The 16424-nt window shown below is 63.1% G+C and carries 13 protein-coding genes and 1 other RNA gene; 6 read left to right on the top strand and 8 right to left on the bottom strand.

The features are described 5' to 3' along the window. Positions 1-36: 36 nt before the first annotated feature. From MOV80_RS05380 to rfbC, 5 genes are all read left to right on the top strand, one after another. Positions 37-1170, top strand: coding sequence for a capsular biosynthesis protein (locus MOV80_RS05380; protein WP_198001613.1), 1134 nt, complete (start codon positions 37-39; stop codon positions 1168-1170). 285 nt (positions 1171-1455) lie between these two features. Then, positions 1456-2517, top strand: coding sequence for a dTDP-glucose 4,6-dehydratase (rfbB, locus tag MOV80_RS05375; protein ID WP_019100925.1), 1062 nt, complete (start codon positions 1456-1458; stop codon positions 2515-2517). Further along, positions 2510-3436 (top strand): dTDP-4-dehydrorhamnose reductase, encoded by a 927-nt coding sequence (gene rfbD / locus MOV80_RS05370; protein WP_043589475.1) that lies wholly within the window; start codon positions 2510-2512, stop codon positions 3434-3436. The genes rfbB and rfbD overlap by 8 nt, the downstream gene beginning before the upstream one ends. Continuing rightward, complete coding sequence (gene rfbA / locus MOV80_RS05365) at positions 3433-4320, top strand: glucose-1-phosphate thymidylyltransferase RfbA (protein ID WP_043589473.1); 888 nt, start codon at positions 3433-3435, stop codon at positions 4318-4320. The genes rfbD and rfbA overlap by 4 nt, the downstream gene beginning before the upstream one ends. Before the next feature lie 16 nt (positions 4321-4336). Next, positions 4337-4882, top strand: coding sequence for a dTDP-4-dehydrorhamnose 3,5-epimerase (rfbC, locus tag MOV80_RS05360; RefSeq protein WP_043589471.1), 546 nt, complete (start codon positions 4337-4339; stop codon positions 4880-4882). Between the two features lie 69 nt (positions 4883-4951). Here the strand turns inward: rfbC and purD are convergent, their stop codons facing one another. From purD to rnpB, 6 genes are all read right to left on the bottom strand, one after another. Next, positions 4952-6229: a phosphoribosylamine--glycine ligase gene (gene purD, locus MOV80_RS05355; RefSeq protein ID WP_118268437.1), complete on the bottom strand. Its 1278-nt coding sequence runs from the start codon at positions 6227-6229 to the stop codon at positions 4952-4954. A 53-nt stretch (positions 6230-6282) separates the two neighbouring features. Next, the gene (gene pagP, locus MOV80_RS05350) at positions 6283-6843 is read right to left on the bottom strand and encodes a lipid IV(A) palmitoyltransferase PagP (protein ID WP_118268438.1); all 561 of its coding nucleotides are present in this window, start codon (positions 6841-6843) and stop codon (positions 6283-6285) included. Between the two features lie 64 nt (positions 6844-6907). Beyond that, entirely contained in the window at positions 6908-8485 is a 1578-nt protein-coding gene (gene purH / locus MOV80_RS05345) for a bifunctional phosphoribosylaminoimidazolecarboxamide formyltransferase/IMP cyclohydrolase (protein ID WP_081574758.1), read from the bottom strand. Between the two features lie 73 nt (positions 8486-8558). Continuing rightward, positions 8559-8795: a DNA-binding transcriptional regulator Fis gene (gene fis / locus MOV80_RS05340; RefSeq protein ID WP_019100932.1), complete on the bottom strand. Its 237-nt coding sequence runs from the start codon at positions 8793-8795 to the stop codon at positions 8559-8561. Between the two features lie 30 nt (positions 8796-8825). Continuing rightward, the gene (gene dusB / locus MOV80_RS05335; protein WP_249604885.1) at positions 8826-9869 is read right to left on the bottom strand and encodes a tRNA dihydrouridine synthase DusB; all 1044 of its coding nucleotides are present in this window, start codon (positions 9867-9869) and stop codon (positions 8826-8828) included. A 128-nt stretch (positions 9870-9997) separates the two neighbouring features. Next, positions 9998-10461: RNase P RNA component class A (gene rnpB, locus MOV80_RS05330), an RNA gene on the bottom strand. Positions 10462-10567: 106 nt separating this feature from the next. On the opposite strand from rnpB, the gene MOV80_RS05325 reads away from it, so the two are divergent. After that, complete coding sequence (locus tag MOV80_RS05325) at positions 10568-13747, top strand: EAL domain-containing protein (RefSeq protein WP_019100934.1); 3180 nt, start codon at positions 10568-10570, stop codon at positions 13745-13747. A gap of 38 nt (positions 13748-13785) precedes the next feature. Here the strand turns inward: MOV80_RS05325 and MOV80_RS05320 are convergent, their stop codons facing one another. Continuing rightward, complete coding sequence (locus MOV80_RS05320) at positions 13786-15084, bottom strand: MFS transporter (protein WP_043589464.1); 1299 nt, start codon at positions 15082-15084, stop codon at positions 13786-13788. Further along, complete coding sequence (locus MOV80_RS05315) at positions 15081-16268, bottom strand: M20 aminoacylase family protein (protein ID WP_118268440.1); 1188 nt, start codon at positions 16266-16268, stop codon at positions 15081-15083. The genes MOV80_RS05320 and MOV80_RS05315 overlap by 4 nt, the downstream gene beginning before the upstream one ends. Positions 16269-16424: the final 156 nt, after the last annotated feature.

Here is a 16424-nt window from a genome sequence, read left to right as displayed (position 1 = left end):
CAACTGGCCTGTTGGTTGCGCCGCCATGGCGCTCACGTGGCCAAGATCAATTTCAACGGCGGGGATCGGCTTTATCACCGGCATCTGGACGCCACCGACTACCGTGGACGCCCTGAGGATTTCACCCCTTGGCTGCGGGCGTTTCTACAGGCTCATCGCATCGACGCCGTCGTCTGCTTTGGCGATTGCCGCCATTACCACCGCGCGGCGGCCCAAATCTGCAAGGAACAGGCCATGGCTTTCTATGCCTTCGAGGAAGGCTATCTGCGGCCAGACTACATCACCCTGGAGCAGAACGGGGTCAATGCCCATTCTCGCTTGGCCGCCGATCCGGCCGTCATGCTGCGCTATGAGGCCGGCAAGCTCCCCGCCCCCATCCCCACCAAAGCCTCTTTTCGCCGGATGGCCTGCAGCGCCGCTGCCTACTATGTCGCGGGCTGGTTTTGGCGCGCGCGCTACCCGCACTATCGTCATCACAAGGACTTTTCGCCTTTTCGCGAGTTCTTCTGCTGGCTGCGCGCCGGTTGGCGCAAAGCACTGTATCAAGCGCTTGAGCACAAGCTGCGCCGCCGTATCCTGCGGGAGTGGGACCAACGCTATTTTCTAGTGCCTTTGCAAGTCTTCAACGACAGCCAGGTGCTGCATCACAGCCCTTATCGGGATGTGCGTGACTTCATCGCGGAAGTGATCTTTTCTTTTTCGCAATACGCCCCCGAACATGCCGCTCTGGTGCTGAAACATCACCCGTTGGACCGCGGACACAGAAACTACGCCGCCTATATCCGTGGGTTGGCCCGTCAAAACAACGTCGGATCCCGCGTGTTCTACATCCACGACGGCCATTTGCCCAGCCTGCTGAAACATAGCTTAGGCGTGGTCACCATCAATAGCACCGTCGGCTTGTCCTCCTTGCATCACGACAAGCCTTTGATCACCATGGGACGAGCGCTATACGATATTCCGGGCCTGACTTGCCAAACCGAGCTGCATCGATTCTGGCGCAGGCCAACACCTCCCCAAGCCAGGCTGTACCGGAAACTGCGTTCCTACCTCGTCAAACATACCCAGTTGAACGGCGCTTACTTTGGCTACTCTCCATGGCTTGAACATCCCAACGCCTTTAAGCTCGGAGCGGAACCAATAGAGCCTGCCGACCCCAAAACCAAATAGGGTTTGCAAGCTGTCATAGTTCAAGCCCGCTACTGGAACTAGTTCGCTAAACATTTATCGTTTAGGTCATTAAAACAGTTTCACAGGCTTTCGTATTTTTTCCGCTCGCGCGACAATGGGCCGATTCTCAAGATACGTATTGAACTCGCTGAGCTTTAAACTCAAAATCAGGAGCCGCGCTCCATGTTCGGGCAAATCCATCCCGGATACATGCCCCTAGAGCATAGAACCACACTCCCATTACTGGTACAGATTCTGAGCACGCAGCAACACTGAAAGAACAATATGAGCATTTTGGTCACTGGCGGCGCCGGCTTCATCGGCGGCAATTTCGTGCTGGACTGGCTGGCGCAGAGCGATGAACGCATCATCAACCTCGACGCGCTGACCTATGCCGGCAATCTCGACACTCTGAAAACGCTCGAACAAGACTCGCGCCACGTCTTCGTGCGCGGAGACATCGGCGACCACGCTCTGGTCAGCGCCCTGCTGGCCGAACACCAGCCGCGAGCGGTGATCAATTTCGCCGCGGAAAGCCACGTCGACCGCTCCATCCACGGGCCGGGCGACTTCATCCAGACCAATGTGGTGGGCACCTTCAATCTGCTGGAAAGCGTGCGCGGTTACTGGAACCAGCTGCCCGCCGAGGAGCAACGGGGCTTCCGCCTGCTGCACGTATCCACCGACGAGGTCTACGGCACGCTGGGGCCCGACGACGCGCCGTTCTCCGAACGCCACCGTTATGAGCCCAACAGCCCCTACTCAGCTTCCAAGGCCGCGTCCGACCACCTGATACGCGCGTGGCACCACACCTACGGCCTGCCGGTGCTGACCACCAATTGCAGCAATAATTACGGCCCTTATCATTTCCCGGAAAAGTTGATTCCTCTGGTCATTCTCAACGCGCTTGCCGGCAAGCCGCTGCCCATCTATGGCGACGGCAGCCAGGTGCGCGACTGGCTCTACGTCAAAGACCATTGCTCCGCCATCCGCCGCGTGCTGGAAGCCGGCGTGCCCGGCGAAACCTATAACGTCGGCGGCTGGAACGAAAAAACCAATCTGGACGTGGTGAAGACCATCTGCGCGCTGCTGGACGAACTGGCGCCTCAAGCCGACCCGGCTCGCCGCTACGCCGAGCAGATCGCCTTCGTCGCCGACCGCCCCGGCCACGACCGCCGCTACGCGATAGATGCGCGCAAGCTGGAGCGCGACTTGGGCTGGAAACCACAGGAAACCTTCGATAGCGGCATCCGCAAAACCGTGGCCTGGTATCTGCAACATCAAGACTGGGTGGCCAACGTCAGCAGCGGCGCCTACCGCGACTGGGTGAACCGGCACTATGGCTGAGCGCGAACCCACCATATTGCTGACCGGAGTCAACGGCCAGCTCGGTCATCAGCTGCGAACCGCGCTGGCGTCGCTGGGCAATATCGTCGCGTTGAACCGGACCGAACTGAACCTGAGCCAGGCCGACAGCATCCTCCAGGCACTGGAACGCCACCAGCCCGACATCATCGTCAACCCCGCTGCTTACACCGCAGTGGACCGCGCAGAAAGCGAAGTGGAGCAGGCCCGCTCGGTCAACGCCGCCGCGCCGGCGTTGCTGGCGCAATGGGCGGCGAGGCGACAAGCGCTGCTGCTGCATTACTCCACCGACTACGTGTTCGACGGCGCCGGCGAACGGCCTTGGCGCGAGGACGACCCGGTCCAGCCGCGCTCGGTCTACGGTCAAAGCAAATGGGAAGGAGAGGAGGCGGTGCGCGCTGCCGCGCCTCGGCATTTGATTCTGCGCACCAGTTGGGTGTTCGGCGCCCACGGCGGCAATTTCCTGAAAACCATTCTGCGACTGGCCCAAGAGCGCGACAACTTGCGGGTGGTCGCCGATCAGATCGGCGCGCCCACCTCCACCGCCCTGATCTCCGAAGTCACCGCGGCGCTGCTGCGCGACTATCTGCGCAAGCCGACCGACTTCGCCTACGGCAGCTACCACCTGGCGGCGCAGGGTGAAACCAGCTGGCACGGCTACGCCCGCTTCCTGGTCGCCGAGGCGGAAAAACTGGGTTTCACGCTGCGGCTGTCGCCCGCCGACATCACGCCCATCGCCACCGCCGACTATCCATTGCCGGCTCCCCGCCCCGCCAACTCCCGGCTCGACTGCGCCAAGCTGCAGCGGACCTTCGGCCTCGCGCTGCCGCGCTGGGAAAGCGGCGTCGAACAAGTGCTGGCCGAACTCGCCGCCCAGCCGCTACAGAAAGACATCCAATGACTCAGGCACGCAAAGGCATCATCCTGGCCGGCGGCTCCGGCACCCGGCTCTACCCGGCCACCATTTCGGTCAGCAAGCAATTGCTGCCCATCTACGACAAACCGATGATCTACTATCCGCTGACCACGCTGATGCTGGCCGGCATCCGCGAGATCCTGATCATCTCCACCCCTCAGGACACGCCGCGCTTCGAACAGTTGCTGGGCGATGGCAGCCAATGGGGCATCCGGCTGCAATACGCGGTGCAGCCCAGCCCGGACGGCCTGGCCCAGGCCTTCATCATCGGCGAGGATTTCCTGGCCGGAGCGCCGTCCGCTTTGGTGCTGGGCGACAACATCTATTACGGTCACGACTTTTCCGCCTTGCTGCAGGACGCCAACGCCACACGCAGCGGCGCCAGCGTATTCGCCTATCGCGTCAACGACCCGGAGCGCTACGGCGTGGTGGACTTCGACGCCGACGGCAAGGCGCTGTCGATCGAGGAAAAGCCGGCGCAGCCCAAATCCAATTACGCGGTGACCGGCCTGTACTTCTACGACGAGCAGGTGGTGGACATCGCCAAGTCCATCAAACCCTCCCCTCGCGGCGAGCTGGAGATCACCGACGTCAACAACGTCTATTTGCAACAGGGACAGCTATCGGTGCAAACCATGGGCCGCGGCTACGCCTGGCTGGACACCGGCACCCATGAATCGATGCTGGAAGCCAGCCAATTCATCGCCACCATTGAAAGCCGTCAGGGCCTGAAAGTGGCCTGCCCGGAAGAGGTGGCTTACCGCTCCGGCTGGATAGGCGACGAACAGGTGCGCCAACTAGCCAAGCCGCTGCAGAAAACCGGCTACGGCCGTTATCTGCTGGCGATGCTGGATCAGCCAGTCTATTGATACCGACGAGCAGCGCATGAACATCATCGACACCACTATTCCCGACGTCAAAATCATCGAGCCCGCCGTGTTCGGCGACGAGCGCGGCTTCTTCTTCGAAAGCTTCAATCAGCAGCGCTTCGAAGCCGCCGTCGGCCGCTCAGTCCACTTCGTTCAGGATAATCACAGCCGTTCGGCCAAAGGCGTGCTGCGAGGCCTGCACTACCAATTGGCGCCGCACGCTCAAGGCAAGCTGGTCCGGGTGGTCGAAGGCGAGGTCTTCGATGTCGCCGTCGACATCCGCCGCGACTCGGCCAGCTTCGGTCAATGGGTGGGCGTGCGCCTGTCCGCCGCCAACAAGCGTCAGCTATGGGTGCCGCCGGGCTTCGCCCACGGCTTCCTCACTCTGTCGGACAACGCCGAGTTCCTGTACAAGACCACGGATTACTGGTTCAAGGACTTGGAGCGCGCCATCGCCTGGAACGACCCGGAGCTGGACATCGCCTGGCCGCTGGACGAAGAGCCCCAACTATCGCCTAAGGACGGCGCGGCGCCTGGCCTGCGCCTGGCCGAATTAGGCTGAGCCGGACCCAAGCCCGGAAATGAAAACAGCGCCGCTTGCGGCGCTGTTTCTTTATCAAACGGCAAGACGCTAATGTTTGCGGCCAATCGCGCGCGCGCCGATGTCCCGCCGCAGCTGCTTGCCGGCGAACTGGATCTGGTCGGCCAGCGCGTAAGCCTTGCCCTGCGCCATCTTGACGCTGTCGCCCAGGCCCACCGCGCACAGCACGCGCCCGCCGTTGCTGCGCAGTTGCTTGTCCGCGTCCAGGCTGACGCCGGCGTGGAACACCATGCCGTCCTCGCTCTCCGGCGGAAGACCGCTGATCAGGTCGCCCTTGCGCGGCGCTTCTGGATAGCCTTCGGCCGCCAGCACCACGCCCAAGGCCACGCGTCGGTCCCATTCCGCTTCCACCTGGTTCAAGCGGCCGTTGACGCCGGCTTCCAGCAGCACGGTGAAATCGGACTTCAGCCGCGCCATGATGGGCTGGGTTTCCGGATCGCCGAAACGGCAGTTGAACTCGATGGTGTAAGGATTGCCTTGGGCGTCTATCATCAGCCCGGCGTAGAGAAAGCCGGTATAGCTGTGGCCGTCCTTCTTCATGCCCAGCACCGTGGGCAGGATGATTTCGCGCATCACCCGGTTGTGCACCGCCGGCGTCACCACCGGCGCCGGGCTGTACGCGCCCATGCCGCCGGTGTTCGGGCCCTGATCGTTGTCCAGCAGCCGCTTGTGGTCTTGGCTGGTGGCCATCGGCAGCACGTGGTCGCCGTCCACCATCACGATGAAGCTAGCCTCCTCGCCCTGCAGGAAATCCTCGATCACCACTCGCGCGCCGGCGCTGCCCATCTTGTTGCCCACCAGCATGTCGTCGATGGCGGCGTGCGCCTCGTCCAGCGTCAGCGCCACCACCACGCCCTTGCCGGCGGCCAGGCCGTCGGCCTTGATCACGATGGGCGCGCCCTTGGCGTCGACATAGGCATGGGCGGCGGCGGCGTCGCTGAAGGTTTCATACGCGGCGGTGGGGATGCCGTGGCGCTTCATGAAGGCCTTGGCGAAATCCTTGGAGCTTTCCAGCTGCGCGCAGTATTGAGTGGGGCCGAAAATCCGCAGCCCCTCGGCGCGGAAGGCGTCGACCACGCCGGCCGCCAGCGGCGCTTCCGGACCCACCACCGTCAGTTCGATCTTCTCCTGCTTGGCGAAAGCCACCCACTCCGCCACGCTGCCGAGCTCGACGTTGGTCAGGTTGGAGTCCAGCGCGGTGCCGGCATTGCCCGGCGCGACAAAGACCTTGGACACCCGGCGCGACTTGGCGATGCGCCAGGCCAGCGCGTGCTCGCGCCCGCCGGAGCCGATTACCAGTACTTTCATGTGCGATGCTCCACTCGTTTTTGCGGCGCGCCGCAACGCGCCGGATTCTTCACTCAACTCAACTGCCAACGCAGCCAGGCGAACAACACATTGCCGTTGTTGTGCCCGCCGGGAATATAAGTGGCCTGCAAGGCCAGCCGGCGGTATTCCACCGACACCAGCGGCAGCACCGCCGGCAACGGCGCGTAACTGTAGTCCGAGCGCGCGGTGACGCCGGCGGTAAAGCCCGCGCCCAAGCGCCAGCCTTCCAGCGGACGCCACACTTTCTGGAAGGCGTAGCCCACGAAGGGCTCCACGTCCTTATGCGAATCAAGGAAGGCCATCGCGTACACCGCGTGCCAATCGCCGTCGGCGTCGTAGCGATAGCGCCCCGCTCCCAGGCCCCACGGCCGTTCGTTGAACTGCTGGATCTTCTCTCTATCGTAGAAGGCGCGGTTATGCCACGTCACCGCCGGCACGTACAGCTCATACTGGTCGGAACGCCAGGCCGCCTCGATATTGGCGCGGCTCCGCTGCCAGAAACCTTGCGATTCGGCGGCGGACTCTTCGGCCCGCGCCGTCAGACTGCCGAACGCCAACAAGCCGGCGCCCAGCCAACAGACAATTGCTCTCATCGAAAAACAACAAACCCATGCAAAGAAGCCGGCATGCCGGCCTCCTCCGGTTAATCGGAAAAACTCAGTGGCGGAAGTGGCGCACTCCCGTCAGCACCATCGCGATGCCGTGCTCGTCGGCGGCGGCGAAGACCTCCTCGTCGCGCATCGAACCGCCCGGCTGGATGATGGCCTTGATCCCCTGTTCGGCGATGACGTCGATACCGTCGCGGAACGGGAAGAAGGCGTCGGACGACGCCACTGCGCCCTGCAGGCTCAAGCCTGCGTCTGCCGCCTTGCGCGCCGCGATGCGGGTGGAGTCCACGCGGCTCATCTGACCAGCGCCGATACCGGCAGTCTGACCATTTTTACAGAAAACAATTGCATTCGACTTCACATATTTCGCCACGCGCCAGGCGAATAGCAGGTCGGACAGCTCCTGCTGCGTCGGTTGACGTTGGGTCACCACACGCAACTCGTCCAGGCCCACATTGCGGATGTCCGGCGTCTGCACCAGCACGCCGCCGCCCACCCGCTTCAGCTCGAAGCGGTTAGAGCCGGCTTCCAGCGGAATTTCCAGCACGCGCACATTTTTCTTGGCGGCGATGACGGCCTTGGCTTCCTCGGTGAAGGCAGGCGCGATCAACACCTCCAGGAACTGGCCGGTCACCGCTTCCACCGTGGCGGCGTCCACCGGGCGGTTGAAGGCGATGATGCCGCCGAAAGCGCTGGTGGTATCGGTGGCGAAGGCCAGCCGGTAAGCGCTCAGCGTGTCGCCCGCCACCGCCACGCCGCAGGGGTTGGCGTGCTTGACGATGACGCAGGCGGTATCGTCGAAGGTCTTCACCGCCTCCCAGGCGGCGTCGGCGTCGGCGATATTGTTGTAGGACAGTTCCTTGCCCTGCAGTTGGCGATAATTGGCGATGGAGCCGGCGGCCGGGTCCAGGTCGCGGTAAAAAGCGGCCGCCTGGTGCGGGTTCTCCCCGTAACGCATGTCCTGAACTTTGACGAACTGAACGTTGAGGCGTTTTGGGAAGGCCACTCGTTCCGGCTTGCCCGCCAGCGCGCCGTCAGCCAGGCTGGTCAGATAGTTGGAAATGGCGCCGTCGTAGGCGGCAGTGTGAGTGAAGGCCTTCTTGGCCAACTCAAAGCGAGTGGCCTTGGACAGCGCGCCGCCGTTGGCGCGCATTTCATCGACCAGCGCCGCGTAGTCGGCGGCGTCGGTGACGATGGCCACGTGCGCCCAGTTCTTGGCGGCGGAACGCACCATGGTCGGCCCGCCGATGTCGATGTTCTCGATCGCGTCTTCCAACTCGCAGTCCGGATTGGCGATGGTGGCTTCAAACGGGTAGAGGTTGACGCAGACCAGATCGATGTTGCCGATATCGTGCTCGGCCATCTTGGCCACGTGTTCCGGCAGATCGCGACGGCCCAGGATGCCGCCGTGCACTTTCGGATGCAAGGTCTTGACCCGGCCGTCCAGCATTTCCGGGAAGCCGGTGTAATCGGACACCTCGGTCACCGGCACGCCGGCGTCGGCCAGCAGTTTGGCGGTGCCGCCGGTGGACAGGATGTGCACGCCTTGGGAGGCCAGGGCCTGGGCGAATTCCAGAATGCCGCTCTTGTCGGAGACGCTGATCAGCGCACGTTCGATTTTGCTCATGGTTCTCTACCGCGTTAACTAAAAAGGAACACAAAAAAAACCGGCCACCCTGTTCGGTATGGCCGGTTTGTCTTCATATCAAATCATAAGACTTCATCTTTTTGCGCAGGGTGTTGCGGTTCAATCCCAGCAACTCCGCCGCCCGGGTCTGATTGCCCTGGGTATGTATCAGCACCACCTCGAGCAATGGCTTTTCCACGCAAGCCAACACCATGTCGTAGATGGCGGAGGGGTTCTCGCCATCCAGGTCTCTGAAATACTGTTCCATCGCCAGCCGCACCGACTGCGAGATATGGTCATTGTTCTGCATGGTTATTATTCTGTCCAAGTCTGATTGGAATTAGCCATCCACCACCGTCTCCGAGTCGTGGTCCAACGCTTCCCCAGCGCCATCCAAATACACCAGCCGTTCGGAGTCCCCCGCCAAACGGTCTAAATAAGCCGCCACGGCCAAGCGCTGTTCCGCCGTGGACTCGAGTTGGTACATGTGCTGGCGGAACGCATTTCCGCCCTGCAGCCCCTTGGTGTACCAGGCGATGTGCTTGCGGGCGATGCGGCAGCCCGAGTATTCGCCGTAAAACTGGTATAGCTCATCCAGATGCCCCAGCAAGAGCTGGCGGATCTCGCTCACCTTCGGCGGCGGCAGGCATTCGCCGCTCTCCAGAAAATGCTGAATTTCGCGGAAAATCCACGGACGCCCCTGGGCCGCCCGTCCTATCATGATGGCATCGGCGCCGGTATGTTCCAGCACCCACTGTGCTTTCTGCGGGGTATCGATGTCGCCGTTGGCGATCAACGGAATCCGGATTTGCCGCTTCACCTCGCGTATCGTGTCGTACTCGGCCGCGCCGCGATACATGTCCTCGCGAGTACGGCCGTGCAAGGCCAGCGCGGCAATGCCGCAATCCTCCGCCAGCCTGGCCACTCTCAACGCGTTGCGGTGCTCAGGGCTCCAGCCGGTCCGCGTCTTCAGCGTCACCGGCACATCCACCGCCTTGACCACCGCCTCCAGGATACGACCCACCAGCGCCTCATCGCGCAGCAGCGCCGAACCGGCGGCCACATTGCACACTTTTTTGGCTGGACAGCCCATATTGATGTCGATGATCTGCGCGCCGCGCTCCACGTTGAGCCGCGCCGCCTCGGCCATTTGCGCCGGATCGGAACCCGCGATCTGCACCGAGATCGGCTCCACCTCGCCGGCGTGATCCGCGCGGCGCAAGGTCTTGGCCGTGGTCCACAGCGCCTTGTTGGAGGTGATCATTTCCGATACCGCCATGCCCGCGCCCAATTGCTTGCACAACATGCGGAACGGTCTATCCGTCACCCCGGCCATGGGCGCCACGATCAGCCGGTTTTTCAATGTGTACGAACCAATGCGCATGCTTGCGAAACTCTGGGATAACTGACTGAAGGGCCGGTATTGTAAAGCTTTTTCCCAGGGACGTGGATTTTTTTTGCTTATTTTTTGAGCAAACCCCATAGCGGCAAGCCATGGGATCGCGGGGATGAGGTGGAAGTTGGCCGATAAGCCGGGTCTTGTCGTTGGACAGTCATTCCTCTAGGCCTGCCGTTACCGACAGGCTCAAGCGACCTACCCGGGGATATACGCGAGCAACGTCAATTCCCCCTATTTGGTCTTGCTCCGGATGGGGTTTTGCCTGCCGTCCGTGTTACCACGTCCGCGGTGCGCTCTTACCGCAGAATAGGGCACCACACCCTACCTGTCCGACCGGGCTCTCACCCGGCCAGTACACCTTTTCACCCTTGCCTGATCCGTCCCGCCGCTTGCGCGGCGAAATAAAGAATCCGCGCCCTTGCGGGCGCTTCTTCCGGCCATCGGCGGTTCAGCTCTCTGCGCCACTTTCCATCGCCTCACGGCGTCCGGCCGTTAACCGGCATCCTGCTCTACGGAGCCCGGACTTTCCTCCCCGCTCCTTCTTGCGAATTCGCGCGGCGACTGTCTGGCCAACTTCCGGCCGCCATTCTACCCGATTCCGCCCCGGCCGGCCCGACATTTTGCCATGACAAACGCGATAATCCCTTATACTGGCGGGTCCACCGAGCGATAACGACAAAAACATGGAGCTGAATCAGGCCAAGCTGTCCCGTCTGCAATTGTTTGGCACGCTCGCTATTGTGTTCATGCTGGCGCTGACCTTGTCCAGCTACTTCCTGCTGAGCAGTTGGAATGACTTCCAGACCCGCCAGCACACCATACGTCAGGACGCTTACGCGCGCGCGCGCGACTACCTGCGCTCCTATGCCGATCACGCCGCCCAAACCTTGTCCGCGCTGCGCGAACGCACCAACGATACCCTGAAGCAAAGACTGCGCGAGCAAGTGGACCAGGCTTGGAACCTGGCCGACGCCGTCTGGCGCCAGGAGCGCCTGCGCCGGCCTCCGCGCCAAGTACAGCGGCTGATCGCGGAAGCGCTGCGGCCGCTGCGCTATTTCGACGGCCGCGGCTACTTCTTCATCGACGGCCTGGACGGGCGCTGCGTGCTGCTGCCCACCGCGCCGCAGTTGGAAGGTGGCTCGCTGCTGGCCAACCGCGACGACCAAGGCCGCTACATCATGCGCGCGCTGATCGAGTCCGTGGACAACCCTCAACAGCGCGGCTTCAGCTCTTACCGCTGGTACCAGCCGGGCCGCGGCGAGATGAGCGAGAAAGTCGCCTACGCCCGCCGTTTCGGGCCCTACAACTGGCTGATAGGCAGCGGCGAATATCTGAACAACGTCGAAACCGATATGCAGAAGCAAGGCCTGGAGATGCTGGCGCGAATGCGCTTCGGCCACGACAGCGGCGACTTCATGATCATAGACCGCCACGGCGTGATCCTGCTGGACCCATCCAATCCGACGATGAACGGCAAGCACTACTCCGCCCTGCCCGGCGCCGACCGCGGACGCATTGCCGAACTGATCCGCCGCGGCAAGCAAGGCGGTTTCATGGAATACCTGATCAGCAGCCTGGACGCGCCGCAAGGCGAGCGCTATCTGTCCTACGCGCGCCAACTGCCCGGCTGGGACTGGACCCTGGTCACCAGCCTGCGCGTGCAGTCCATCGAGGACAGCAGCCAGCGGGCGCGACAGGAACTGGAGCGCAGCCTGCGCGAACGCATCGTCGCCACCTTGCTGCTGACCCTGGCCGCCCTGTTGGTCGCCGCGGCTTTCTGCTGGTTCTTCCTGCGCTGGCTCAACGCGCTGGTGCAGCGCTACCGCCAAGACCTGCAGCAAAGCCACCTCTCGCTGGAACAGCGCTCGCGCGACCTGCGCCTCAGCCACTTCATGGTGGACAACGCCACCGATCTGATCGCGCTGCGCAACGCCGCCGGCGACATCGTCTACTGCAACCAAGCGGCGCGCCAACGGCTGGATTGCGGTTGCGACGCCGCGACGCTGACCCGCGCGCTGTTCCGTCCGGCCACGGACGCCCTGCCCCGCACCTTCGACACCCGGCTGCAGTGCTGCGGCGAAGAGCAATGGCTTGAGGTCACCGTCAGCCCGCTCAACTACCAGGGCGAAGACTATCTGTGCGCCACCGGCCGCGACATCACCGCCCGCCGTCAGACCGACCGCCAACTGCGGCTGGCCGCCAAGGTGTTCGAATCCAGCAACGAGGCCATCCTGGTCACAGACCCGGACAACCGCATCCTGGCGGTCAACCGCGCCTTCTGCGCGATCACCGGCTACGAAGAGAGCGAGGCGCTGGGCCAGACTCCGGCTCTGCTCGCCTCCGGCCGTCACGAACCGGCCTTCTTCGAAAACATGTGGCAGCAGCTGACCCAGCGCGGCCAATGGTCCGGCGAGATCTGGAACCGCCGCAAGAACGGCGACATCTTCCCGGAATGGCTGAACATCAGCGTGCTGCAAAACGAACAGGGCGAAATCAGCCATTACGTGGCGCTGTTCACCGACATCTCCGAACGCAAGGAGCAAGAGGCGCGGGTCCAGCACCTGGCCGAGTACGACGCGCTGACCGACCTGCCCAACCGCGTGCTGATCAACGACCGGCTGCAGCAGGCGATCCGCCAGGCCGAGTTGCGTCAGGGCCAGCTGGCGGTGCTGTTCGTCGATCTGGATCACTTCAAGAACATCAACGACACCCTGGGCCACGGCTTGGGCGACGAGCTGTTGAAACAGGCGGCCGGCCGCCTAGGCGCCGCGGTGGGCGCGCTGGACACCGTCGGCCGCACCGGCGGCGACGAGTTCGTGCTCATCCTGCCGTCCATTGATCAGCCCGGCGAGGCCGCTCAAGTGGCCGAACGCGTGCTGGCCGCGATGCAACGCCCCTTCGACATCGGCGCCCACCAGCTTACCGTCAGTTGCAGCATAGGCATCAGCCTGATGCCGGACGACGGTCGCGACCTTCAGAATCTGCTGATGAACGCCGATCTCGCCATGTACCACGCCAAGGCGCACGGCCGCAGCACCTTCCGCTTCTACACCCGGGAAATGAACGTGGAAGTGGCCGAACGGCTGCATCTGGAAACCCGGCTGCGCCGCGCCATCGAACATGGCGAGCTCTATCTGGTTTATCAGCCGCAATTCAATATGAGCGGCGAGCGCCTGCTCGGCTGCGAGGCGCTGGTGCGCTGGCGTGATCCGGAACACGGCTTGATCATGCCCTCTCGCTTCATTCCCATCGCTGAGGACACCGGCCTGGTGGTGCCGCTGGGACGCTGGGTGCTGGGCGAAGCTTGCCGCCAGGCGGCGCAATGGTACGACAGCGGCCTGCGCCCGGTGCGCATGGCGGTGAATGTCTCGGCGCGGCAACTGACGCGACCGGACTTCGTCGACGACGTGCGCGACGCGCTGCAAAGCAGCGGCCTGCCCGGCTACTGCCTTGAGATCGAAGTCACCGAAAGCACGTTGATGGAGGACGCGGACTTCGCCGCGCGCCAATTGGCGGTAATCAAGGCAATGGGCGTGCGCTTGTCGATAGACGATTTCGGCACCGGCTACTCCAGCCTGGCCTATCTGAAGCGCTTCGCGCCGGACACCATCAAAATAGACCGCTCCTTCATCATCGATCTGCCGCAGGACGAGGAAAACGCGGCCATCGTCTCCGCCATCGTTCACCTGGCCAACGCGCTGGGCATGGACACCCTGGCCGAGGGCGTCGAACACCCCCAGCAGCAAGCCTATCTGGGCAAGCTGGGCTGCTCGGCGATGCAGGGTTATCTGCTAGGCGCGCCGCTGTCGGCCGAGGCGATGGAGCAAAGGATGGATACGCTGCGGCAGCGCCTGTCAGTGTGAATCCGACCCGGCTTTTGCCGGGCCGGGCCCCGCAGGCTTCAGTCCAGCGGCCGGTTCGCCGTTTCCGGCACCATCGCCAGCCCGATCAGCGATATCAGCATGCACAACACCGCGTACAAGGCCGGCGCGTTGGGGTCACCGGTCAACCGGACCAGCCCGGCGGCGAAGAACTGGGCGAAGCCGCCGAAGATCATCACGCCGATACAATACACAATGGACATGCCGCTGGCGCGGATACGGCGTGGGAACAGTTCCGGCAACACCGCGATGCTCGGCACCGAGGTATACACCAGCGGCACCGTCAACACCGCCACCACCAAGAACAGCATCGGCCAGCTCGGTACCGCGTTGACCAGCATGAAGCCCGGATAGATCAATAACATTAACAACAAACGCGGCCACAGAATGGACTTGCGTCTGCCGATGCGGTCGCTCCAGCGCCCGGCTGACACTGACAGCATCACCTGCAACAGCGCCGCGGTTGAAGCCGCCCACATCGCTACCGCCAGTGACATACCCAGCACCGTCACCGCATGATTGGCAAGATAATGGACAATGATGAAGTTGGGCGCAGTGCCGCCTATGGTCAACAGCACTCCGGCCAACAACAGTCGCCAATGACGCCGCAGCAAGGTGCCGGCCGGTTCCGTCGTCGTTGCCGCCTGCGGCGCGACCGCAACGGCGGCGGTTTCATCCAGTTGACTGCGGATGTACTCGCCCACCGGAATTGCCAGTACCCCGATGGCGAACACCAGCCGCCAACCCCAGTCCTCCATTGCCGCAGCGGACAACAGCCCGCTTAACACGCTCACCGTCAGCATCCCTGCCAAGCCACCCAAACCCTGGCTGAGCAGTTGCCAGCTACAGTAATAGCCCCGCGACTTATCGTCGGCGTACTCCATCAGCATGGAGGTCGCTGCGCCCACCTGGCCGCCAACGGCAAACCCCTGCACCAGCCGCCCCAGCACTACCAGCACTGGTCCGAACAAGCCGGCCTGCGCGTAAGTGGGCGCCACCACGAACAGCATCGAGCCTATCGCCATCAGCCACAGGCTGAGCCGCAAAGCTGGCTTGCGTCCCTTCCGATCCGCATACAGGCCGATGACGATGCCGCCTATCGGCCGGCTGATGAAGCCGGTGCCGAACACCGCGAACGACAGCATCAATTGCAGCAGCGGCTCGTCGCTGAACGGAAAAAACAAGCGCCCCATTAAAGTGGCCAACGCGCTGTAGACGATAAAATCGTAGAACTCCAACGCATTGCCCACGGTGATGGCGGTGATCGCGCGCCGGCTGGGCGCGGCCGGCCGCGTGGCCGCCCATTGCGCCGCCGTCATTGCCCATCCCCAGCCGCGCCGCCCAGATAACGCTCCACCAGTTTGACCCAGTAGCTGGCTCCTACCGGCAAGACATCATCGTTAAAGTCGTAGCCTGGGTTGTGGACCATGCAGCCGCCCTCTCCATCGCCATTGCCGATGATTAGATAACAGCCCGGCACCTGCTCCAGCCAGAAGGCGAAATCCTCACTGCCAGTCAGCGGCGGCATCTCCGCCGCCACCCCATCCTCGCCCAGCCAGTCCAGCGCCACCTGCCGCGCCAGCGCGGTGGCCGATGCATCGTTGATCAATACCGGATAGCCATATTGATAATCCACCTCGGCGCGCGCGCCGAAACCGGCGGCCTGCGCTTCGGCCAACGCTTCGATCCGCTGCCGCAGCAAAGCGCGCACCTCCGGCCGCAAGGCGCGTATGCTCAGCCTCATTTCCGCGCTCTCCGGGATCACGTTCGGCGCCTCCCCTGCCAGAATCGCCCCCACCGTCACTACAGCCATGTCCAGCGGCGACACATTGCGCGCCACTACGCTTTGCAAGGCCATCACCAACGAAGCGGCCACCACCACTGGGTCCACCGCCTTGTCCGGCACCGCTCCGTGACCGCCTGTGGCGTGAATGCGGATTACCGCGGTGTCTCCAGAGGCCATGAACGGCCCGGGTCGGAACCCCAGTTGCCCCACCGGAAAGCCCGGCATATTGTGCATGGCGAAAATGGCGTCGCAGGGAAACAGCCGGAACAGGCCGTCGTCCAGCATGCGCTTGGCACCGCCCTTGCCCTCTTCCGCCGGCTGGAAGATCAGATGCACGGTGCCGCTAAAGCTGTCGCGCCGCGCCAGCTCGCAGGCTGCGGCCAGCAGCATCGCGGTATGGCCGTCATGGCCGCAGGCGTGCATTTTCCCCTCTACGCGACTGGCCCAGGGCAGGCCGGTAGTCTCCTGGATCGGCAGCGCGTCCATATCCGCGCGCAGACCTATGCACGGCCCCTCGCCGCGGCGCAGGGTGCCCACCACGCCGGTGACGCCCAATCCTTCGTGAATCTCGTAGCCCCAGTCGCGCAGGCAGCGGATTACCCGGCTACGGGTTTCCACCTCCTCGAAGCCTAATTCGGGGTGGGCGTGAATGTCGTGGCGCAGCGCGATCATCGCCGGGGCGATATCGCGGATGCCGGGCAGAATGTGAGCGTTCATGGCGTCGTCTCCTTATGGTGTCTATGAGCCTCTTGTCGCACACTGTCTTGGCGGCGATGGATACAACGCCGCGACAGCGATCACAGACTAGCGGCAATAGTTAACAGGTGAATAGACTTGAGAAAGTGGTCGAGAACACTTCTGGTTGTCCACTTG

The sequence above is a fragment of the Chromobacterium sp. IRSSSOUMB001 genome, assembly GCF_023507765.1.
Taxonomy (GTDB): domain Bacteria; phylum Pseudomonadota; class Gammaproteobacteria; order Burkholderiales; family Chromobacteriaceae; genus Chromobacterium; species Chromobacterium haemolyticum.
The sequence above is the reverse complement of the archived record's forward strand: the minus strand, read 5'-3'. Positions and strand labels throughout refer to the sequence as shown.

Coding starts and splice junctions, on each gene's coding strand:
- rfbB (WP_019100925.1), top strand. CDS start 1,456: ATGAGCATTTTGGTCACTGGCGGCGCCGGCTTCATCGGCGGCAATTTC.
- rfbD (WP_043589475.1), top strand. CDS start 2,510: ATGGCTGAGCGCGAACCCACCATATTGCTGACCGGAGTCAACGGCCAG.
- rfbA (WP_043589473.1), top strand. CDS start 3,433: ATGACTCAGGCACGCAAAGGCATCATCCTGGCCGGCGGCTCCGGCACC.
- rfbC (WP_043589471.1), top strand. CDS start 4,337: ATGAACATCATCGACACCACTATTCCCGACGTCAAAATCATCGAGCCC.
- purD (WP_118268437.1), bottom strand. CDS start 6,229: ATGAAAGTACTGGTAATCGGCTCCGGCGGGCGCGAGCACGCGCTGGCC.
- pagP (WP_118268438.1), bottom strand. CDS start 6,843: ATGAGAGCAATTGTCTGTTGGCTGGGCGCCGGCTTGTTGGCGTTCGGC.
- purH (WP_081574758.1), bottom strand. CDS start 8,485: ATGAGCAAAATCGAACGTGCGCTGATCAGCGTCTCCGACAAGAGCGGC.
- fis (WP_019100932.1), bottom strand. CDS start 8,795: ATGCAGAACAATGACCATATCTCGCAGTCGGTGCGGCTGGCGATGGAA.
- dusB (WP_249604885.1), bottom strand. CDS start 9,869: ATGCGCATTGGTTCGTACACATTGAAAAACCGGCTGATCGTGGCGCCC.
- MOV80_RS05325 (WP_019100934.1), top strand. CDS start 10,568: ATGGAGCTGAATCAGGCCAAGCTGTCCCGTCTGCAATTGTTTGGCACG.
- MOV80_RS05320 (WP_043589464.1), bottom strand. CDS start 15,084: ATGACGGCGGCGCAATGGGCGGCCACGCGGCCGGCCGCGCCCAGCCGG.
- MOV80_RS05315 (WP_118268440.1), bottom strand. CDS start 16,268: ATGAACGCTCACATTCTGCCCGGCATCCGCGATATCGCCCCGGCGATG.